This window comes from Candidatus Poriferisocius sp., assembly GCF_965208355.1.
In the GTDB taxonomy this organism is placed as follows: Bacteria; Actinomycetota; Acidimicrobiia; order Acidimicrobiales; family Bin134; genus Poriferisocius.
Map to the genome: position 1 here is coordinate 406,237 of NZ_CBDBOM010000003.1, position 21,264 is coordinate 427,500.

At 64.7% G+C, this 21,264-nt stretch carries 16 protein-coding genes; 11 read left to right on the forward strand and 5 right to left on the reverse strand.

The window, feature by feature from the left end; all coding sequences use genetic code 11:
- Nucleotides 1–15: 15 nt before the first annotated feature.
- Entirely contained in the window at nt 16–1,509 is a 1,494-nt protein-coding gene (locus ACOGXH_RS03195) for a pyridoxal-phosphate dependent enzyme (protein ID WP_419927673.1), read from the reverse strand.
- A 117-nt stretch (nt 1,510–1,626) separates the two neighbouring features.
- Between ACOGXH_RS03195 and ACOGXH_RS03200 the strand changes: the two genes are divergently transcribed.
- The 5 genes from ACOGXH_RS03200 to ACOGXH_RS03220 are packed head-to-tail and all read left to right on the forward strand — an operon-like array spanning nt 1,627 to nt 7,714.
- Complete coding sequence (locus ACOGXH_RS03200) at nt 1,627–2,850, forward strand: BMP family ABC transporter substrate-binding protein (RefSeq protein ID WP_419927674.1); 1,224 nt, start codon at nt 1,627–1,629, stop codon at nt 2,848–2,850.
- A 29-nt stretch (nt 2,851–2,879) separates the two neighbouring features.
- Nucleotides 2,880–4,400: an ABC transporter ATP-binding protein gene (locus ACOGXH_RS03205; RefSeq protein ID WP_419927675.1), complete on the forward strand. Its 1,521-nt coding sequence runs from the start codon at nt 2,880–2,882 to the stop codon at nt 4,398–4,400.
- On the forward strand, nt 4,397–5,524 hold the full coding sequence (locus ACOGXH_RS03210; protein WP_419927676.1) for an ABC transporter permease: 1,128 nt from the start codon (nt 4,397–4,399) through the stop codon (nt 5,522–5,524). The genes ACOGXH_RS03205 and ACOGXH_RS03210 overlap by 4 nt, the downstream gene beginning before the upstream one ends.
- Nucleotides 5,524–6,480, forward strand: coding sequence for an ABC transporter permease (locus tag ACOGXH_RS03215; protein ID WP_419927677.1), 957 nt, complete (start codon nt 5,524–5,526; stop codon nt 6,478–6,480). The genes ACOGXH_RS03210 and ACOGXH_RS03215 overlap by 1 nt, the downstream gene beginning before the upstream one ends.
- Before the next feature lie 34 nt (nt 6,481–6,514).
- Nucleotides 6,515–7,714: an MFS transporter gene (locus ACOGXH_RS03220; protein WP_419927678.1), complete on the forward strand. Its 1,200-nt coding sequence runs from the start codon at nt 6,515–6,517 to the stop codon at nt 7,712–7,714.
- On the opposite strand, the gene ACOGXH_RS03225 is transcribed toward ACOGXH_RS03220, so the two are convergent.
- From ACOGXH_RS03225 to ACOGXH_RS03240, 4 genes are read right to left on the reverse strand one after another with little or no spacing between them, the layout of a single operon-like run.
- On the reverse strand, nt 7,711–8,733 hold the full coding sequence (locus ACOGXH_RS03225; RefSeq protein WP_419927679.1) for an acyl-CoA dehydrogenase family protein: 1,023 nt from the start codon (nt 8,731–8,733) through the stop codon (nt 7,711–7,713). The genes ACOGXH_RS03220 and ACOGXH_RS03225 overlap by 4 nt on opposite strands.
- 7 nt (nt 8,734–8,740) lie before the next feature.
- The gene (locus ACOGXH_RS03230) at nt 8,741–10,729 is read right to left on the reverse strand and encodes a molybdopterin-containing oxidoreductase family protein (protein WP_419927680.1); all 1,989 of its coding nucleotides are present in this window, start codon (nt 10,727–10,729) and stop codon (nt 8,741–8,743) included.
- Nucleotides 10,722–11,567 (reverse strand): SDR family NAD(P)-dependent oxidoreductase, encoded by an 846-nt coding sequence (locus ACOGXH_RS03235; RefSeq protein WP_419927681.1) that lies wholly within the window; start codon nt 11,565–11,567, stop codon nt 10,722–10,724. Before ACOGXH_RS03235 ends, ACOGXH_RS03230 begins: the two co-directional genes overlap by 8 nt.
- Before the next feature lie 33 nt (nt 11,568–11,600).
- Entirely contained in the window at nt 11,601–12,803 is a 1,203-nt protein-coding gene (locus ACOGXH_RS03240) for a CaiB/BaiF CoA transferase family protein (protein WP_419927682.1), read from the reverse strand.
- 23 nt (nt 12,804–12,826) lie between these two features.
- Between ACOGXH_RS03240 and ACOGXH_RS03245 the strand changes: the two genes are divergently transcribed.
- The 6 genes from ACOGXH_RS03245 to ACOGXH_RS03270 all read left to right on the forward strand — a co-directional run bounded on the left by ACOGXH_RS03245 (nt 12,827) and on the right by ACOGXH_RS03270 (nt 21,258).
- The gene (locus ACOGXH_RS03245) at nt 12,827–13,387 is read left to right on the forward strand and encodes a hypothetical protein (RefSeq protein ID WP_419927683.1); all 561 of its coding nucleotides are present in this window, start codon (nt 12,827–12,829) and stop codon (nt 13,385–13,387) included.
- 77 nt (nt 13,388–13,464) lie between these two features.
- Nucleotides 13,465–15,339, forward strand: coding sequence for an ABC transporter substrate-binding protein (locus ACOGXH_RS03250; RefSeq protein WP_419927684.1), 1,875 nt, complete (start codon nt 13,465–13,467; stop codon nt 15,337–15,339).
- Between the two features lie 149 nt (nt 15,340–15,488).
- Nucleotides 15,489–17,282: an ABC transporter substrate-binding protein gene (locus ACOGXH_RS03255; RefSeq protein WP_419927685.1), complete on the forward strand. Its 1,794-nt coding sequence runs from the start codon at nt 15,489–15,491 to the stop codon at nt 17,280–17,282.
- A 110-nt stretch (nt 17,283–17,392) separates the two neighbouring features.
- A complete protein-coding gene (locus tag ACOGXH_RS03260; RefSeq protein WP_419927686.1) occupies nt 17,393–18,346 on the forward strand; it encodes an ABC transporter permease in 954 nt (317 codons plus the stop codon).
- Nucleotides 18,339–19,406: an ABC transporter permease gene (locus ACOGXH_RS03265; RefSeq protein ID WP_419927687.1), complete on the forward strand. Its 1,068-nt coding sequence runs from the start codon at nt 18,339–18,341 to the stop codon at nt 19,404–19,406. The genes ACOGXH_RS03260 and ACOGXH_RS03265 overlap by 8 nt, the downstream gene beginning before the upstream one ends.
- Before the next feature lie 85 nt (nt 19,407–19,491).
- Nucleotides 19,492–21,258, forward strand: coding sequence for a uracil-xanthine permease family protein (locus ACOGXH_RS03270; protein ID WP_419927688.1), 1,767 nt, complete (start codon nt 19,492–19,494; stop codon nt 21,256–21,258).
- The last annotated feature ends 6 nt before the right edge of the window (nt 21,259–21,264 follow it).

Here is a 21,264-nt window from a genome sequence, read left to right on the forward strand (position 1 = left end):
AACAGGGCCTGATCATCAAACCCCGGTACGGGCGTTGAAGTCGGCGATCAGCTCGTCCCACACCGGCACCAAGTCCCGCAACGCCACCCAGAACGACTGATCGCGGCGGGCGTCGAAGTGGGCCAGATCCACCCCCTGCTGCTCCACCCAGGTGAAATACCCCAGGTTGAACACCCGGTCACGGTCCCGGTCGCTGAGCTTCAGCAAGTGGTCGGTGTCCACGCCGTTGAGCCACCGACCAGCCACCAAATCGGCCTCAGCTGCCCCAAAGTCGCCGCCAAAAGAAGTCTCAATCGTCTTGGCCCGCTCCGAGCCATAGAGAGCGGCCCCATCGGTGGCCACGGTCACGATCACGTCGTCGGGGCCGCAGTCCAGCGCGGCGGCCATCTTGGCCGAGGCCAGCATGTTGCAGATGGACGAAAGCCCCAGGTTGTCCAGGTTGGCGATCACATCGTCGCCCACCCCCCGCTGGGCCAAAAGCGCCCGACCCTCCGAGGAGGAGAACAGCACCCCCAGCTCGTCGGTGGCTTGATCCGACACCGCCACCACCACGTCGGTGTTGGTCACGTTGTGGATCAGGGGGACGTGCTTGTCGCCGATGCCCTGGATGTTGTGCTCGCCGTAGCCGTTGTACAGCAGCGTGGGGCACTCCAGCGCCTCTACCACCGCGGTGGCCGACCCGTGGCGCTCCTTGAGGGGGTCGCCCGCTCCCAGCGTTCCGGCCGAGCCCGAGGCGGCCACGAAGCCGGCCAGCCGGGCCGACGAGTGCCCCGCCTTGTAGTGCTCGAACACCCGCTCCACCGCGGCGGCGGTGGCGGTCACGTGGCCGAGATGATTGCCGTACTCGCAGAACTGGTTGAGGATCACGTTGGCCTCGTCTTGGGCCAGGGCGGCGCAGGCGTCGTAGATCTCCTTCACGTTGCTCTCCGAGCCGGGGGTGCGGATCACATCGGAGGGATCAGAAGTCCAGCGGTCGAGCCATTCGAACCGCTCAGCCGACATGCCCTCGGGCAGTACGGCCACCCCTCGGCAGCCCATGATCTTGGAGATGGCGATGCCGCCCCGGGCGTAGTTGCCGGTGGACGGCCACACCGCCCGGTTCTCGGTGGGGTCGAACTGGCCGGTCACCAGGCGGGGGGCCAGGCAGCTATAGGCGGCCAGCACCTTGTGGGCGCCGATCATGGGGAACCGGTTGCCCAACAGCAGGATGATGGGCGACTCCACCCCCGACAGCGCGGGCGGGATCACCACGTGTTCGGGCACCGCGGCCCGGCCAGCCCGGGAGGCGTCGTTGTACCAGTTCACCCGCCATAAGTTGGCGGCGTCGGCGGCATCTGGGTCGACCCCAGCCAAGTCAGCATCGGCCGCGGGAGGGTCGGCCAGCTCGGCGAATGTCGGAAGCCGGATGCCCACCTGGCGGCATCGCTCCACCGCTCGGTCGCGTGCGGTGGTGTCGATCACCTCGGTTTCGAGGCCGAAGCCCTCAGGGATGCTGTCGAATGTGGTCACGGGCCAACCTGCTGATTCGAAGTCGTCACAAAGCGGTAGTCAAGATTCTCGTTCCTACCTGAGTGATAAAGGCTACTCTCTTGGGGCTGGCATTCGAGCCGTTCCGAGGAGGGAAAGATGGCCAAGAAGTTTTTGCTGAAGCTGCTGGTGGTGGTGGCGACGATCACGTTGGTTGCCGTGGGGTGCGGCAACGACGACGATGATGCGGCACCAGAGCCAGCTCCCACGCAGGCGCCTGCGCCGGCAGAAGAGCCTATGGACGATGAGCCCATGGAGGAAGAGTCCATGGAGGAGGAGCCCATGGAAGAGGAACCCATGGAGGAAGAGCCCATGGATGACGAGGTGATTGCGGCCTTCGTCTTCGTGGGGCCAGTGGGCGACGCGGGCTGGACGTGGGCCCATGACCAGGGTCGCCGGTATGCCGAGAATGCAACCGGAGCGACCACGCTGTTCGTGGAGAGCGTCCCGGAGGTCGCCGAGGACTTCCGCGCCGTGGTCGTGGACTTCATCGAGAACGAGGGGGCCGACGTCATTTTCGCCACCTCCTTCGGATACATGGATCCGATGGAGGAACTGGCCGGCGAGTACCCGGACGTGGTGTTCGAGCACGCCAGCGGGTTCAAGATGAACGAAACCAACTTCGGCAACTACTTCGGCCGGATGTACCAGCCCCGCTACCTGTCGGGGATGGCCGCAGGTGCCTTGACCGAGGCCAACCAGATTGGCTATGTGGCCGCCTTCCCGATCCCCGAGGTGCTGCGAGGCATCAACGCCTTCACGCTGGGGGCGCAGCGGGTGAACCCCGATGTGGAAGTCCACGTCACCTGGACCTTCACCTGGTTCGACCCCGCCGTTGAGGGCGACAGCGCCGCGGCTCTGATCGAGGCCGGTGCCGACGTGATCGCTATGCACCAAGACTCCACTGCACCGGGTCTGGCCGCTCAAGAGGCCGGGGCCCGCTGGGTGTCGTACAACTCCGACATGAGTGCCTTCGCGCCTGATGCGTTCATCACGGCACCGGTGTGGAACTGGGGTCCGTACTACGAGCGGATCATCAACGCCGTGGCTGGGGGCACTTACTCACCCGGGTCCTACTGGGGCGGTATGGACGACGAAATCGTCGCCCTCGCTCCGCTGGCCCTCGATGTGCCCGCCGATGTGGCCGCTGATATCGACGCGGTGGCCGCCTCGATGGTGGACGGCTCATGGGACGTGTTCACCGGCGAGATCCGGGATCAAGACGGCAACGTGGTGGTGGCCGCGGGCGAGACGCTGGACGATGGCTCCATGCTGGGCATGAGCTACTTCGTTGAGGGTGTCGTCGGCAACGCCTCGCCGTAACCTAAACCGGAAGCCTTAGGGTTTCCGCAGTGGCGTCCGCCGATGCCAGACATGCGGTCTGGCTCCGGGGAATTGAGAAGCAATTCCCCGGAGTGATCGCCTGTGTCGGGGCCGACCTGCTGGTCCGCCCCGGCACTATTCACGCTTTGCTCGGTGAGAACGGCGCGGGCAAGACCACCATGGTCAACGTGCTGGCCGGGGTATATCGGCCCGATGGCGGCGAGGTGTGGGTGAACGGCCAGCGGCGCTTCTTCCAGTCACCGGCCGATGCCATTGCCGCCGGGGTGGGCATGGTGTACCAGGAGTTCCGGCTGGTGCCCACCCTGACGGTGGCCGAGAACGTCGTGCTGGGGGCCGCTCCCCGTTTGCTCCGCAACGCGGAGATCGAAGAGCGGGTGGCCGAGCTGTCGGCGGCATACGGCATGGCTGCCGACCCCAACCGCCCGGTGTGGCAGCTCTCCATGGGAGAGCGCCAGCGGGTGGAGATCCTCAAGGCCCTGTGGCGCAACGCCTCGGTGCTGGTGATGGACGAGCCCACCGCGGTGCTCACCCCCAGTGAGGCGGCAGAGTTGGGCGTCACGCTGCGGGCCATGGCCGAAGAGGGCCGCTCGGTCATCTACATCAGCCACAAGCTCGACCAGGTGGTGGCCTTCTGCGACGAGGCCACCGTGTTGCGCCAGGGCAAGACCGTGGCCACAGTCGACGACTTGCAGGATGTCGACCTGACATCCCTGGCCGAGATGATGGTGGGGTCGACCGGGGGCGGGTATGTGCAGCGCCCGCCAGAATTGGAGCCCGGTCCCGAAGTGCTGACTCTGCAAGGGGTCAGCGCCCTCAATGATCGAGGTTTGCCCGCGCTGACCGACATCGACATGACCGTTCATGCCAATGAGATCGTTGGCATCGTCGGGGTGTCGGGCAATGGGCAGAAGGAGTTGGCCGAAGTCATCAACGGGTTGCGTCGGCCCACTCAGGGCCAGGTGTCGGTCAAGGGGCAGGACGTGACCGATGCCGCACCCGGAGACCGCTACCGCCTGGGACTGGCCTATGTTCCCGAGGACCGGATTGGGGTGGGCCTGGCCCCCAAGATGTCGGTGGTGGACAACGCGGTGGTGCGGTCGTATCGGTCGCAGCGTCGGGGGCTCATGTTGGTGATGGACAAGTGCGTCAAGTTCTGCCAGGACTTGGTGGAGCGCTTCGGGGTGCGGGCCGGGCGGCTGCACGACCCGGTGGCCGGCTTGTCGGGCGGCAATCTCCAGCGGCTGCTTCTGGGACGGGAGCTGGCTGAGCAGCCCGCGGTGCTGGTGGCGGCCCAGCCCACACGCGGCCTTGACGTGCAGGGGGTGGCCGCCATCCAGGGCCATCTGGCCGACCAACGGTCTGATGGGGTGGGCATCCTTTTGATCTCCGAGGATCTGGACGAGCTGCTGGCTCTGTCCGATCGCCTCCTGGTGATGTACGAGGGCCGGGTGGTGGCCGAATACGGCCCCGATGTCACCCCGCGAAGCGTGATCGGCGAGGCCATGGCCGGACAGGTGCGGACATCATGATGCGACCGGTACTGGCCCGGCGGGAGAAGGTGGTTCCCGGAACTCAGGGGTTCGGCTTCCTGGTCGGTATCGCGGCAGCACTGGTGCTGGGGCTAATTCTGCTTTGGACCTCGGGCCACAACCCGGCCGAGGTGTACGAGCGGATGTTCGATTCTGCATTCATGGGCACCGATTCGCTGTCACGCACGCTGGAGAGGGCCACACCTTTGGCGCTGACCGGCCTGTCGGTGGCGGTGGCCGGGTCTATGGGACTGTGGAATATCGGGGCCGAGGGCCAGATGATGGCCGGTGCCATCGTCGCCACCGGTGTGGCCATGATGGCCGACGGGCTCTCCGGTCCGCTGCTGATCGCCCTGATGATGGCGGCGGGCGTAGCAGGCGGCATGGTGCTGATGCTCGGCCCCGCGCTGGCCCGGTCTCATCTGAGGGTGAGCGAGATCATCACCACCCTCATGCTGGTGTACGTGTCCATCCGGGTGGTGGAGTGGTTGGAGACCGGCCCGTGGAAGGATCCCGAGTCCTTCGGCTTCGCGGTGATCGAGCCGGTGCCCGAGCAGGCCGCGCTGCCGGGGCTGTTCGGCCGGGCCAACATCGGAATGCTGATTGCCTTAGGGCTGCTGCTGGTGTTCTGGCTGGCGGTGTCCCGCACCGCGTGGGGCTATGAGCTGCGCCTGGCCGGCTCATCGCCCGACACGGCCCGTTATGCCGGCGTCTCGCTGCGGCGCAAGGTGCTCACCGCGCTGCTGTTGTCGGGTGGGATCGCCGGTTTGGCCGGGGCGGTGCAGCTCACCGGGTCGGCCGCTCGCCTGGAATCAGGACTGTCCAACGGCTACGGCTTTGCCGGCATCATCGTGGCCGCCCTGGCCCTGATGCGACCCTCGGGGGTGGCGGTGGTGGCCTTTGTGTTCGGGGCGGTTCAGGTAGGCGGGCAGAGCATCCAGACCCTGGGAGTGAGCTCGGCCATTGCCGACATTTTGCAGGCCATGATCCTGTTCGGCGCCCTGGTGGCCGTGGTGTTCTTCAATTACCGAATCCGCTGGGCCGGGCCGGGGGGAGAGGCGTCCACCGCCGGGTCCGCAGAACCCGATCCCCCTGAGCCCAATCCCACTGGGAGCGCGGCCTGATGTCTGAAGAAGCCCTTATCGGATTGTTCGTGGCCACGGTGCAATTCGGCACCCTGGTGTTCCTCGCCGCGCTGGGGGAGCTCTTTGCCGAGCGGGCCGGCGTGCTCAATCTCGGCGTCGAAGGAATGATGGCCATGGGCGCGGTGAGCGGGTTCATGGTCGGTCTGGAAACGGGGAGTCCGTGGGCGGCGTTCGTTGCCGCCGCGGCGGTCGGTGCTCTGGTGGGCGGATTCCACGCCCTGGTGAGCGTGGTGCTGGGCGCAGATCAAGTGGTGTCGGGTTTGGCCCTCACCATCGGCGGTTTGGGTTTGGCCGCCTATGTGGGCCGAAACGTGGTGGGGGAGCGCCCCGAGACGCTGTTCACCGATCTGGGAATCGTCGGGCTGGCCGACATCCCCTGGATCGGCGAGATCTTTTTCGACCAGCCGCCGGTGGTGTATCTGACGGTATTGCTCGGGATTGCGGCCTGGTTTGTGCTGGCTCGCACCCGGCTGGGCCTGGCCATACGGGCCGCTGGCGAGTCGGCGCCCACCACCGACACTGCCGGCCATTCGGTGATGGCCATCCGGTCGGGGGCGGTCATGGTTGGCGGGGCATGTGCTGGGGCCGCGGGATCGTTCCTGTCGCTGTATATGGCACCGGGCTGGGTCGAAGGCATGGTGGCGGGCCGAGGGTGGATTGCAGTGGCGCTGGTGATCTTCGGGGCGTGGCGACCGGGGCGCCTGGCCTTGGGCGCATTGCTGTTCGGCTTCACGCTGGCCCTGCAACCCCGGTTGCAATCCTTCGACATCGAGATCTTGGGGGTGGAGGTCAATAGCATTTCCCCGGCGCTGCTGGGCATCCTCCCCTTCGTGCTCACCGTGTTGGTGCTGGTGATCATCAGCTGGCGCTACCGCGCTCGCCCCTCTCCGGCACCGGCTGCCCTGGGCCTGCCCTATCGCCGAGAAGAGCGCTGAGTCAATCGCTTCAGGTGGGGAGTAGGGTTCCCCGATGGCTGTGAACACAACGCCGAGTACGGCGCGCTCGTTCTGGCCTTACTTCGTTGTCACCGGCTCACTGTCCATGGGCTATGGCTCGCTGTTCACCCTGCTGGCCGAGTTCCGCGACAAGCTGGGCTTCAGCGAAACCGAGTTGGGCTTCATCATTGCCGTTGGGTTCTTGGCCGGATTCATTGCCCAGGTTGGATTGGCCCGGTTCGCCGATCGGGGTTACGTCTGGATTCTGGTTCATGGCGGGGTGCTGATAGCCCTCGTCTCCATGCTCAGCATGGCCATGACCGATGAGGTTTGGCAGTTCACCGCGGCACGGTTCTTCCTCGGCGCTGGCACCGGTGCCACTGGCCCCGCCATTCGCCGGATTCTCATCACCCGGGATCCTCCCAACATGGGCAAGAACTTGGGCACCATGGGCGCCTTCGACATCAGCGGGTTCGTATTGGGGCCGGTGGTGGCCGGGCTTCTGGCCGAATTCATCAACTTGCGAGCTCCGTTCTTGTTCATGGCCGGGCTCTACTTGCTGATCTATATGTGGATCTTTCGGCTGGACCTGTCGGCAGGAGCTACGGCTACCACCAAGATCCCGGTCAGACGGCTGTTTCGCATCCGGCCCCTCAACTCCGGAATGCTCGCCGGGGCTGCATTTTTCACCACCATCGGGGTGTTCGAAACCTCATGGGCAGTGCTACTCGACGACCTCGGGGCCAGCACACTGATTATCGCCCTTTCCATTTCTTTGTTCGCCTTGCCGATGATTCCGCTCGCCCCGTATGGGGGCAAACTGGCCCAGCAGAAGGGTCCCATGCGGGTGATGCCGTACTCGATTATGGGGGCGGTGGTCTGCATGCTGGTTTACGGCTTTGTGGAATTCGTGTGGGTGCTCATCGCGGTATCGGCTGCCCATGCCATTTTCGACGCTTTCACCATGCCTGCCGGACAGCTGGCGATAGCCATATCGGCCCCGACTGAGCAAGCGGCCGCCGCTCAAGGCCTCTTTGGGGCATTGGGTTTGATCATCGCGGGGATTGCCGCGGTGGCCACCGGGGCGGTCTACGAGAACTGGGGGGCCGAGGCGTTGTTCACCGGCGCGTCTGTCGTCATGGTGGTGGCATTGGCCGGAGCCATCGCGTTGGGTGAGGAGCTCATGGGGCCAGATGGCCGTTCGACCAAGGAACCGGCTCCGGCTAGTTCCTAGTCGGGGTCCTTCCCGAGCAGGTTGGCGCCCACCAACTCGTACATCTCGTCGGTTACGTGGACGTGCTGGGTGGCGGCGTGGGCGTCTCGGAAGCACTGGTTCAAGGGATGGTCCGAGTAGAGGACCGATCCACCGCCCCGGCGGTAGGCTATTGAGGCCACTTCGACAGCAGTGTCGGCGGCGTGGGTGGCCGCCGCTCGGGCTCGCTGCACCACTTCGTCTTCCACCGGCTCTCCTGCGACCCCCGCCTCCCAGATCTCGTCCAGCACTTCTAGAACCAGCGCCCGGGCCGCTCGCAGCTTGGTGTCGGCCTGGCCGAGATCGCGCTGAAAGGCCGGCCGCTCATCGAGGGTGATCGGGCTGTAGAGGCGGTTCTTACCCTTGGCGGCCACCGCGATCTCATCTAGCGCCCGCCGAGCGATGCCCAGGCTCACGCCGCAATGATCGGGGGTGATCAGCGCATACATGGGCAGTCGGTGGAGAATCCCGCCGCGGGGCGGTGCCCCGGCCAGGCCGAACAACCGGCTCGGGGGAACGAACACCTCATCCACGCTGTAGTCGTGGCTCTGGGTCTCCTCTAGTCCGCTGACCTGCCAGGTGTCGTGTACGGTCACCTGCTCCACCGGGATGACCGACCACACCAGCCCTGATTCGGTGGTGCAGCCGGCCACCACCCACGAGGCGTCGACGATGCCGGAGGCGAATCCCCATCGTCCGGTAACCACCGCGCCCCCGTCGGACGCGGGCACGGCATGGCCCGACATCACAAATGTGCCGGCAAATGGGGGCCAAGCAGCCCCGCCAGTTGCGCTGGCCGCGACTTCGGCCAAGCCCTCTTCGGACAAGCGGGCGGCGGCGATGGCACCGGAGGTGGAGGTGAATGTCTCATTCCAGCCGGCCGATCCGTCCTTGCGGCTGGCGGCCTCGGTGGCCAGGAATTGAGTCCGCAGGTCGGCTTCGAGCCCGCCCAACTCCTTGGGCAGCTTCAGGGTCAGCAGGCTCGGGTTGTCGCCGTTCATGCCGACCTCATGCCGGGCTGAGCTGAACCGGCAGGCCCGATTGCCAGACCATGCCGGTGAGCGGGTCGACGTCGACCTCGGCGGTGGTGAGGGTGCAGACGTTGGGGTCGGCCCAGCCATGGGGAATGGACACTGACCCCGGAGCGATCTCGTCGCTGGTGCGGGCGGTGCCCACCAGATCGCCGTGGGCGCTTTGCACCCTTACCGGCTGGCCGTCGGCGATGCCGTGGTCGGGGTGGATCAACACCTCGGGGCCCACGTCTCCCAAATCGCGGAGTTGCCCATTCATGGTCCGCATTTGGCGGCGGGGTAGCAGTACCACCGGGGCCGGTTCGTCGAGGTCGGCCAACTGGGCCACCAGCGGCTCGGGGGCCAAACGCCAGCGATGGTCGGGCAGTACCCGGTCGAGCACCCAGCCGTGAACCGGTTGGGATTCGCCGATTATCCCCCGCCGGGCGGCCATCACGGTGGCGGTGTCGCTGCGGCCCCGCTCGGCGATCAGGGCCAGCAGGTCCTCGTCGGTGGCGGTGTCGGGATCGACCCCCCAGGGCAGCACGCCCACTCCCAGCCGTCGACCCAGATCGGCGAAGGTCTGCCACATGAGCCGCCGGTCGGCACCGGGCGGCACCACCGCCGGGGTGTAATGGGTGGCGATGGCCGGCTGATAGGCATCCAGCATCCACGGCAGATCAGCCCGCTCCAACTGCCCGGCGACCGGCAGCAGGTGGGTGGCCAGCGCAGTGGTGTCGGTTTCCACCACGTCGGCCACCGCCAGCACCTCCAGGGAGGCGAACGCCGCATGGGTGCGATCCCGATCGGGGAAGGCGATCAGTGGGTTGCCGCCCACCACCACCAGCGCCCGCACGTTGCCCGCTTCGATCTCGTCCACCAGGGCAGCGCACGGGTACTCCCCGAACCGGCGGGGAAGCTCAGGGCGGCTGGCTGGTCCGGGTTCGGGATGGCCGTCGGAGGGCTGCCAGCTTCGGGTATCGAGCTGGAGCAAGTAGCCGGGGTTGAACCACATTCCGCCGGGTTGGTCGTAGGAGCCGGTGACCACGGCCAGCGCCCACAGCAGCCATTCGGTCACGTTGGCGTGGCGGCCCATGGAGACGCCGGTGCCCGACAGCATCGACAGCCGGCCCGCCGTTCGCACGGCCTCTAAGAGATCGAGCAGGTCAGCGGGGTTTAGCCCGGTGCCACTTGCGGCACGGTCCAGAGTGAAGGGCGCCACCGCGGAAGCCAGATCGTCGACTCCGGCTGCGTGGCTGTTTAGGTAGTCCCAGTCAGCCCCGTCGGCCAACAGCTCACGTACCAGCCAGCCGAGGATCAGGTAGTCGGTGCTGGGCCGGGGGGCCAGATGGCGGTCGGCGAGGTTGGCAGTCTCAGTGCGGCGGGGGTCTATGACCCACACCGGACCCCGCTCTTGTTGAGCCCGCAGCCGTCGAATGGGGTCGGCCAACCCGTTGCCGTGGCCATGGGACACCACCGGGTTGGTGCCCACCAACAGGAGCATCCCGGCAGCCTCTTGGTCCCACATGGGGGTGAGCCCTGACCAGCCTCCCATGAGCTCGGCCACCAGCGGTCGCATAGGGGTATCGATGGTGGTGGCGGTGTACTTCTGGCGGGAACCGATGGCCCGGAGAAATCGCTCCGCCGCCCGGCGGCCGTTGGCGTCGTAGGCCGAGCCGCTGGCCAGATACATGGCCACCGCGTCGGGCCCGCTTACGTCGATGATGGCGGCGAGGCGGCCGCCGAGGTCATCGAGGCAGCGGTCCCACTCCACGGCCTGGCCGTTGATCTGAGGTCGATTCAGCCGATGCGGATGGTGGTGCCATTCGGGCAGCGCTCGGCCCTTCGGACAGGTGTAACCCTTGGAGATGGGGTGGTCGTCGTCGCCTCTCACTTTGACCACCCGGTCGCCCTCGACGGTGACGGTGATGCCGCACATGGCGGTGCAGATGCGGCAGAAGGAGTAGACCTCCTGAGCCTTAGACAATGCCCCGGGCTTGGTCGATGCTCCATGGGTTTGCAGAAGGAGCGTTGGAGTTGGTCTTGTCGGCGATCTCCGCCATGATGCCCTCTCGCTGGGCAATTCCCACCATGCTTTCCAACCTTCCGGTATAGGAGGTGGGCTGTTGGAGCATCCACACGATGCCCTCGGCGGAAACCGAGGTGTCGGCCCACGTCGAGTGATCGTCGTCGGGGGTGTTCATCACGTAGCCCTCGCTGGCTACCGCGGTGTCGATGCGGAAACAGTTCACCGCGATGCCGTCCTCGGCCAGGATGGCCGCGCTGCTCACGGTCAGGTGCTCCAGTGCGGTCTTGGACATGCCGTAGGCCATCAGCGACGGGTAGTAGGAGAGGCCGGCCGCCGATGAGACATTGACGATCCGCCCGTTCCTCTCAGCCAAATGCGGTCGGCACAACCGGGTGGCCAGAAGCGGGGCAGTGGTGTTGATGGCCATGGTCAGCTCGTAGCGCTTGAGCTCCATGTCCAGGTCGCCCACGAAGGTCACCGCGGCGTTGTTCACCAGGGCGTCGATATGCCCGAAGTGGTTCACCACCGTTTCCACCATGGCCTCGATCTGGTCGGGGCGGGACAAGTCGCAGGGAACGGCCAAGCCGTCGCCTCCGGCTTCCTCCACCGCCCGGGCGGTTTCATCCACCGTGCCGGGCAGCTTGAATCGAGACGCATCGGTGGCCCGGGCCACACAAGCCACCCCGGCGCCCAACTCGCCCAAGCGGATGGCCAGGCCCCGGCCCACTCCCCGGCTGGCCCCGGTGACGATTATCGCCTGACCCTCGAAAGGACGCGGTCCTGTGGTCTGATTCACGGCGACATCCTATGGCCCTGCCCCAATGGAGGCTCAGGCCACCGTGCCGCTGGCCCGCAAAGCCGCGATCTGCTCAGGGGTGCGGCCGAGCGCGGTCAGTACCTCGTCGGTGTGCTCACCCAGTTCGGGGGCCAAGCTGCGAGGAGCCCACGGAGTGCCGTGGAAGTCCACCGGGGTGGCCAGCATGGTGGTGCCTGTGGCCCCATCGGGCACCTCCACCAGCGCCCCCGACGGGCCGGTCTGGGGATCGGCCAGCACGTCGTCGAGGGTGTTCACCGGCGCCCAGAACATGTCTGGCTCGGTTTCGAATATCTCGGCCCACTCCTCCAGCGTTCGCTCGGCGAAGGCCTCGTCCAGAGCGGCGATCAGCTCCACCGCGTTGACCGCCCGATCACGCGCAGTGGCAAACCGCTCGTCGTCGATCCACTCCGGATGGCCCACCGCCCGGGCCAGCGGGGGCCAGTGGCGGTCGCCCTCTAAGCCCACCACCCAGAAGCGGCGGCCGTCGCCCGCGGTGTAGTTGTTGATGGCCGGGTTTCCCATGGCCTCCCGGGTGCCCACCGCCATGTTCAGACCCCACATCAGCAGGATGTTGAGGTCGAATCCGATGGTGTACATGCCCTCCCGGAACAGCGACGAAGACACCATCTGGCCCTCGCCGGTGCGCTCTCGGTGGAACAGGGCCGCGCTGATGGCCGCCGCTCCGGCCAGGCCCACGTTGTGGTCGCCCATCCCTCCCCGCTGGAAGGGCAGGGCGCCGTCGGGCGGGGTGAGCTGGGCGGCAATGCCCGAGCGGGCCCAGAAGGCGGCGATGTCGTAGGCCGGACGGTCGGCGTCGGGCCCCTCGAGCCCGTAGCCGGTGATGGCGCAGTACACCAGGGCTGGATTGCGGGCGGCCAGGGACTCATAGTCCAGCCCCAACCGATCCAGCGCGCTCAGGCGCAGGTTGGTGAGGAACACATCGGCCTCATCGATGATCTCGGCTGCGATGACCCGGCCCTCATCGCTGGTCAGATCGACCACCACCGACCGCTTCGACCGATTGTCCAGCTCGAACACCGGATTGGAGGGCATGTCCCCGCCCAACATCCGCTGGAACGTGCGAGACGGATCGCCGGCGGGAGGCTCGATCTTGACCACGTCGGCCCCCCAGTCGCTCAAGATCCCGCCCGCCGCGGGGCCGGCCACCCACACCCCCAGCTCGACCACCTTCACGCCATCCATCGGACCTGCCATGGGTTGAGCATAGAAAGCCAGCGGTGCGGCTCTTACACTCCAACGCCATCAAGGTTCTGTTTGTCTGCACCGGGAACATCTGCCGCTCGCCCATGGCCGAGGCGCTGTTCGCCCATATGGTGCCCGAGGCGGAAGTGGGATCGGCCGGGACCATGGACTGGAGCTCGCAGCCAGCCCACGAGTACGCCATTGCCGCTATGGCCGAGCGGGGACTGGACTTGTCGGCCCATCGCAGCCGCCACCTTTCGGAGAACCTGGTGGATGAGTCCGACCTGATCGTGGTCATGTCCCGCAACCACGGCTGGGCAGTAGCCGCCCGTAGCGAGGCCAAAGCGGCGGCGACATTCCTGCCCGCCGAGTTGAGTCGTCTGGCCGACCAGGTGGGCGATCGCAACAGCGCCGATGCCCAAGCATGGGTAAGTCGGCTGCACACGCAGCGCGACACCCAGACCAGTGCCCGATTTATTGGCCGAGCTGCCGACGAGATCCCCGACCCGATTGGTGAGTCTTTGGCCTACTTTCGGGTCATTGCCGACCGTTTAGAACGGGAGCTCACCCCCGCCGCCGCTCGATTGCGGACCTAGGTGCAGCGGCATCTTGCGCGAACTCCAAACAAATCCCTAAGGTCACAAAACTTGCGGTCGGTTGAGGCTGGCTGCTTATGGCCAAACCCGAGGGGGTCATGCTCATGAAGTCGCGTTGGTTGAAGCTTCTTGCCGTTTTGTTGGCACTGACAGTGTTCGCTGTCTCCTGCGGCAACGATGACGACGACGGTGCCGGGGTAACCGCGGGGACTCCTGCACCCGCACCGGCGGAGGAGCCAGCAGAGGAGGGCCCTGCTGAGGAAGCACCTGCGGAGGAGGCTCCCGCCGAGGAGGCTCCGGCCGAGCAGGCTCCGGCCGATGAGCCCGAAGAAGAACCAGTGGTGACCATCGATGAAGCCGAAGAGGTGGAAGAAGTCGAGGGGGGAGTGCCCACCGGCAGCACCGGGTATATCTCCGGTGAGATCCTCACGACAGACTGCTCCGACGGACGGCCTTCCGGTGGCACGCTCACCATCGGCATGTTCGGTGAGATCACCGGCTGGGATCCCACGTTGATTCAGGGCGGGGCCTCGCTGGGCGGCACCCAGATGATCGCCATCTACGGCTCGCTGTTCTACGAGGACTTCGCCACCGGCCAGTTGATTCCCGGTCTGGCCGAGAGCATCACTACCGAGGACAATGAGGTGTTCGTCCTGAAGCTACGTGAGGGGATCAACTTCACTGACGGAACTCCCCTGGATATCGATGCGTTTATCTGGAATGTGGAGCACCATCAGAACCCGGATATCGGTTCGCAGTCCCGGGCCCAGGCCGACCTGATCGCGTCGTGGGAGAAGATCGACGACTACACCATCGAGCTCACTGCCACCAGCAGGAACGCGGTGTTCCCGCAGATCTTCGCCTCTCGTATGGCGTGGATGATGTCGCCCACCACCTATCAGGAGGGCCAGGATCCTGAAACCGGTCTCAATTCAGATATCAACCTCAACCCAGTTGGAGTTGGTGCCGGCCCGTTCATCTTCGAGTCATGGGTCCAAGACGACCAGGCCGTGGTGGTGCGCAATCCGGACTACTTCCGGGAGGGTTGCCCCTATCTGGACAGTGTGGTCTTCAAGCCCATCATCGAACCGCCGCAGCGCTACAACGCGTTCAACGCGGGCGATCTCGACATCGCCTACGACCGCAATCCCCAGAATTTGCAGGACGCCATCGCCAGGGGCGTCAACACCACTTCTCGGATCGACAACCATGGCTTCTACTGGATGCTCAACAACCAGAAGGAGCCGTTCAACGTCCGGGCTTGCCGGTTGGCTGTGGCCCACGCCATCGACTACGACACTGTCAACGAGGTCGTCTACGACGGGCTCCAAAACATGATCCGAAGCTTGATGAGGCCTGGTTCTCCGTGGACCGATCCCGAAGCTGTGCTGCCGGGCTACGATCACGATGCGGCTGCTGCCGCGCTCGCCGAGTGCGAGGCCGAACTGGACGGTCCTCTGGACTTTGAGACCTACTGCACAACCACACCGGAGAACGTGCTCCTCGCAGAGACCTTGATTTCCATGTGGGAGGCGGTGGGAATCTCGGCCAGCGCCAGATGCTCGGAGGTCGGCGAGATGGTCGGCGCGGTGTTCGGCGGCGAGGCGGTGGCCAACCCGTGGTCTATTCCGGTGGGCGACCCCGACTACATGTATGACGTGTACTTCGGCGATTCCACCGAGGACGGCGTGTGCGGTCCCAACGTCTCGTCCCGCAACTGGGCCAAGGCGTGCCACCCAGAATTCGACGCCGCGCTCAAGCAAGGCCGAGAAGGCGTCACTTTCGAGGAGCGCTACGAGGGCTACAGCCGCTTCCAGCGCGAATTTGCCTATCAGGTCCCAGTCATCGTCGTGAACAAGGCAGAGATCGGCTACTACTGGTCCGATGAGGTGTCCGGCGTGTTCCAGACCGATGCTGGCATCATCCTCTTGGAATTCACCGCCAAGGGATAGGGCGACACTTTGCGCTATCTCTCCATAAATCTCTAAAGTCTGAAAACTTGCAGTCGGTTGAGGCTCGGCTGCTCATAGCCAAACCCGAGGGGGTCATGCTCATGAAATCGCGTTGGTTAAGGCTTCTTGCCGTCCTGTTGGCGCTGACAGTGTTCGCTGCGTCTTGCGGCAACGATGACGACGACGGTCCCGGTGTAACCGCTGGAACTCCGGCTCCCGCCGAGGAAGCCCCGGCTGAGGAGGCCCCGGCTGAGGAGGCTCCCGCTGAGGAGGCTCCCGCCGAGGAGGCTCCCGCCGAGGCCCCCGCTGAGGAGCCCGAAGATGAACCTGTGGTGACCATTGATGAAGCCGAAGAGGTGGAAGAAGTCGAGGGGGGAGTGCCCACCGGCAACACCGGCTATATCTCTGGTGAGATCCTCACGACCGACTGCTCCGACGGGCGGCCTACCGGTGGCACGCTCACCATCGGCATGTTCGGTGAAATCGTTGGCTGGGACCCCACTGTGATTCAGGGTGGGGCCTCGCTGGGCGGCACGCAGATGATCGCCATCTATGGCGCGCTGTTTTACGAGGACTTCGCCACCGGCCAGTTGATTCCCGGTCTGGCCGAGAACATCTCTACCGAGGACAATCAGGTGTTCACCCTGACGCTGCGTGAGGGGATCACCTTCAACGACGGCACACCGCTGGATGTCGATGCGTTTATCTGGAATGTGGAGCACCACCAGAACCCGGATATCGGCTCGCAGTCCCGGGCCCAGGCCGACCTGATCGCCTCGTGGGAGAAGATCGATGACTACACCATCGAGCTCACTGCCACCAGCAGGAACGCGGTGTTCCCGCAGATCTTCGCCTCTCGTATGGCGTGGATGATGTCGCCCACCACCTATCAGGAGGGCCAGGATCCTGAAACCGGTCTCAACTCAGATGTCAATATCGGTGCGGTGAACGCGGGTGCCGGCCCGTTCATCCTCGAGTCGTGGGTCCAAGACGACCAGGCCGTGGTGGTGCGCAATCCGAACTACTTCCGGGAGGGTTGCCCGTACCTGGACAGCGTGGTCTTCAAGCCCATCATCGAACCGCCGCAGCGCTATAACGCGTTCAACGCCGGCGACCTCGACATCGGCTACGACCGCAATCCCCAGAACTTGCAGGACGCCATTTCCAGCGGCGTCAACACCACTTCTCGAATCGACAACCACGGCGGCTACTGGATGCTCAACAACGTGAAAGAGCCGTTCAACGTCCGGGCTTGCCGGTTGGCTGCGGCCCACGCGGTCGACTACGAGACGGTCAACGAGGTCGTCTACGACGGGCTCAACAACATGGTCCGCAGTTTGATGAGGCCTGGTTCTCCGTGGACCGATCCCGAAGCAGTGCTGCCGGGCTACGACCCCGATGCGGCCGCTGCCGCGCTCGCCGAGTGCGAGGCCGAGCTGGGTGGACCGCTGGAGTTTGCGACCTACTGCACAACCTCACCGGAGAACGTGCTCCTCGCAGAGACCTTGATTGCCATGTGGGAGGCGGTGGGCATCTCTGCTGAGGCCAATTGCGTGGAGGTCGGCGAGATGGTCGGCGCGGTGTTCGGCGGCGAGGCGGTGGCCAACCCGTGGGCCATCCCCGTAGGCGACCCCGACTACATGTACGACGTGTACTTCGGCGATTCAACCGAGGACGGCGTGTGCGGCGACAACGTCTCGTCCCGCAACTGGGCCAAGGCGTGCTACCCAGAGTTCGACGCTTCCCTCAAGGTAGGCCGGGAAGGCGTTACCTTCGAGGAGCGCTACGAGGGCTACAGCCGCTTCCAGCGTGAATTTGTCCATCAGGTCCCAGTCATCGTTTTGAACAAGCCGGAAATCGGCTACTACTGGTCCGATGAGGTGTCCGGCGTGTTCCAGACCGATGCTGGCATCATCCTCTTGGAATTCACTGCCAAGGGATAACTGAGCAACTCATCTGAGAACGAGGGGGTGGGCACAGTCTGTGCCCACCCCCTGTTCTATCGGGCATTATCTTTGGGCCTCGCTGAGGTGAAGGGGGAGGTGACAGAAACTTGAAGACCATCGGGCGCACCATTATCCGGATCATTCCGGTGCTCATTCTTGTGAGTTTCTTCTCCTCCTTCTATGTGGAGCTGTTGCCCGGTGATCCCGCAATCCGCTTGCTGGGCCAAGAGCGAGCCCAGGAGCCTGGCGCTCGGGAGTTGGTCAACCGGGAGCTTCGACTCGACGAAAACGTAATTGTCCGCTACGGAAAGTGGCTGGGGGATGCGGTTACCGGTGATCTGGGCGAGTCGGTTAGGACCCACGGCCTGAAGGTGTCCGACACCATACGACAGCGGCTGCCCATCACTTTGGAGCTCACCGTGGTGGCCCAAGCCCTTGCCCTGATTTTGGCCATTCCGCTGGGGGTGTATGCCGCCTATCGAGCGGGCCGAAGAGCCGATCGGGCATTGAACGCGGCATCGTTTGCCGCCATTTCCCTGCCCCAGTTCCTGGTTGGAATCCTTCTTATTTTCGTTTTGTTCAACCAACTCGACCTGTTGCCGCCCCAAGGGTGGACCAGGCTTACTGAGTGGGATTGGTGGGACCACTCTCGCCGTTTGATCATGCCGGTGGTCGCCTTGGCCCTGACCGAGATTGCCGTGTTCCAGCGGTTGCTGCGGGCCGACATGATGGCCACCCTCCAAAACGACTTTGTGCTGACCGCCAAGGCCAAGGGCATGTCTCCTTCTCATATCCTCTTCCGACACGCCCTTCGGCCATCGTCGTTCTCTCTCATCACTTTGGCCGGGGTGAGCACGGGCCGGCTCATCGGCGGCACGGTGATCATCGAGGTGTTGTTCCAGCTTCCGGGGATGGGGCTCAAGATGGTCGATTCCATCACCGGCAATGACTTGGTGGTCTTGCAAGGGCTGGTACTGGTGGTGGCGGTGGCCTACATCCTGTTGAACATGCTGGTGGAGATCACCTACGCCCTGCTAGATCCAAGGATCAGACGTGGCTGACGTAGCTGGGATTGTCACCGAGCCTGAGGCACCACTTGTGGCTGACCCAGAACGAGTGCGCCGCGTTCGCCTCGCTTGGGAGGGAAGCTTCCGGTTGGTTGCAGGAGTGGCCCTGCTGCTGGTGCAGCTTTTGGTGACCTACGACAGCGTCGCCTGGCTTCAGGTGATCCTCGCATTGGGAGGGATATACGGCATCCTTACCGGGGTAGGGCAGCTGATCCGAGCAGCATTCGGATCTCGGGTGGACGCGACGGTATGGATTTCCATGGTCTGGCTGGGCGTGCTGGTGCTCTTTGTTTTCCTGCAACTGGGCGGGCTGTTCGACAGCTTGGAGGCCGATTTCCAGGATCGAGAAAGGCCTCCATCGTTCACCACCGACGAACCGATGGGCACCGATCGTTTGGGCAAGAGCGTGATGAACCAGAGCATCCGGGGGGCGAGAATCTCCCTGATTGTGGGCCTGGGCGCCGTGGGTATCGGCTTGGCGGTGGGGTCGGTTATCGGTCTGTCTGCCGGCTATTTCAGAGGATTTACCGAAGGAACCTTCAACATCATTACCGACGCCGTTTTGGCTTTCCCTGCCCTCATACTGCTGTTTTCTATTGTGGCCATCTTTGGGGGCAGCGTGCTGGTTATCACGCTCGCGCTATCGGTATTGAGCATCCCCACCATGGGACGACTGTCGCGCGCCAACACCCTGACGTTCGCCGCACGGGAGTTCGTTACCGCAGCCAAGGCCATGGGAGCGTCCAACAGCCGCATTCTGTTCCGGGAGATCATGCCCAACGTGGCTCTGCCGTTGGCCTCCTACGCCTTCATCGTCGTGGCCGTGGTGATCGTGGCCGAAACCTCGTTGGCCTTCTTGGGGGTGGGCATCGATCCCATCAGCACGCCCACGTGGGGCAACATGATCCAGGAGGGCCGCGACCCGAATCTGCTGGAGAAGGCGCCTCACATCGTGTTCGTGCCCGGGGTGATGATGTTCCTCACCGTGTTGTCGCTGAACCGCATTGGGGAATCCCTCCGAGCCCTCTGGGACCCCCGCGAGGCCAAGCTCTAAATAAGATCAGCCATTCGCGTTAGTTTTTTCTGGTGCGAATCCACGCGGCCGACCGAATCCACGCGGTCCCCCGAATCCATCGACCATGAGTGACGCCATTCGATACGAGGCTGACGAGCATTGCCCTCCTGGCATCGCGGCCATCGCCGGCTTGCAAGGAGTGGTGCTGGCGCTGGCGCCCATCGTGTCGATTGTGATCGTCACCGCCCGAGCGGGAGGCCAAGACGCCGGCTACTTCTCGTGGGCGCTGTTCGCGGCGCTGATCATCGCCGGGTCGTTGACCGCGTTACAGGCCACCTGGTTCCGGCGGTTCGGCGCTGGCCACATCCTGATCATGGGCCCGACCCCGAACTACATCGCCATCTCGGTGCTGGCGCTGGCCGAAGGCGGTCCGGAGTTGCTGGCCAGCCTCACCGTGGTGGCTTCGGTGTTCTATCTCGTGCTAGCCTTCTGGCTGCCGTTCTTGCGCCGCGTTGTCACCCCGGTGGTAACAGGCACGGTGCTAATGCTGATCGCGGCGACCATCTTGCCGGTGGCGCTGGATCGGTTGAACGACATCCCCTCCGACGCCCCCGAAGCCGCCGGGCCGACGATCGCCCTGGTGACGCTGGCGGTTTCCACCTTGCTCTTCTTGCGAGCTTCAGGAGTGTGGCGGTTGTGGTCGCCCCTCATCGGGATCGTCATCGGCAGCGTGGTCGCCGCGCCATTCGGTGCTTATGAGATCAGCTCGGTGGCTGACGCAGCCTGGGTGGGGATTCCCGAAGGAAGCGGATTCCCCGGGTTCGACCTGAACCCGGGAGCGAGCTTCTGGTCGCTGCTGCCCGCGTTCGTGGTGGTGGTGCTGGCCGGCGGGGTCAAGAACGTCAGCGACAGCGTTGCCATCCAACAGGTCTCGTGGCGTCGGCCTCGGGTTCCCGACTTCCGGCTGGTTCAGGGCTCACTCAACACCAACGGGCTCGGCATCCTGGCCGCCGGAATTTTCGGGACGCCGCCCAATTCGGTGTATTCGGGAACCAGCGTGTCGCTCATCGGCTTTACCGGCGTGGCCGCTCGCCGCATCGGCTATGTCATCGGCGGCACCCTGTTGGCGCTGGCCTTTCTGCCCAAACTGACCGCGTTCTTGCTCACCCTTCCCAGTCCGGTCATGGTCGCCTACATCCTGACGGCCATCGCGCTCCTCTTCGTGAGCGGTGTCCGCACCGTGGTGCAGGACGGACTTGATGCCCAAAAGGCCCTGGTGGTGGGACTGTCGTTCTCGCTGGGCATAGGAATCGACAACCAGACCATCTTCGACGACCTGCTGGGCCACAAGTGGGGCCTGTTGCTCGACAACGGCATGCTCGTCGGAGCGCTGGCGGCGGTGTTGATGACCGTGTTCTTGGACCTGACCAGCACCCAGCGGCGCAGCCGCCTGGAGGTCGAGCTCAGCGTGTCGTCCCTGCCGGCGATCGATCGGTTCTTACAAGACCTAGCTGTTCGGAACGGCTGGAATGAGGCTTCCACCCGGCGGCTGCGCTCGGCTGGGGAAGAGGCGTTGCTGAGCTTGGTGCAGACCGATGAGACCGGAGAGGAACTGATCGTGAGCTTGGTTCAGTCGGACCAGCCTTCTGAAAGTCATCCTCGCCTCATCATCCAAGCCCGCCCCGAAGCTGGGATGGTGGAGATGGAGTTCCTCGCGGTGATCGACGAGGAGAATCTCGAGGACCGCTTGGCGTCTTTGACCGAGGAATCCGAGGGCGCTCAGGAGGGCCAGCTGTCGCTTCGCCTGCTTCGGCACTACGCCTCATCTGTTCATCATCAGAAGTACCACGGCCTGGACATCGTCACTGTGCAGGTGAAGGGCACGCGTTAGGGGAAC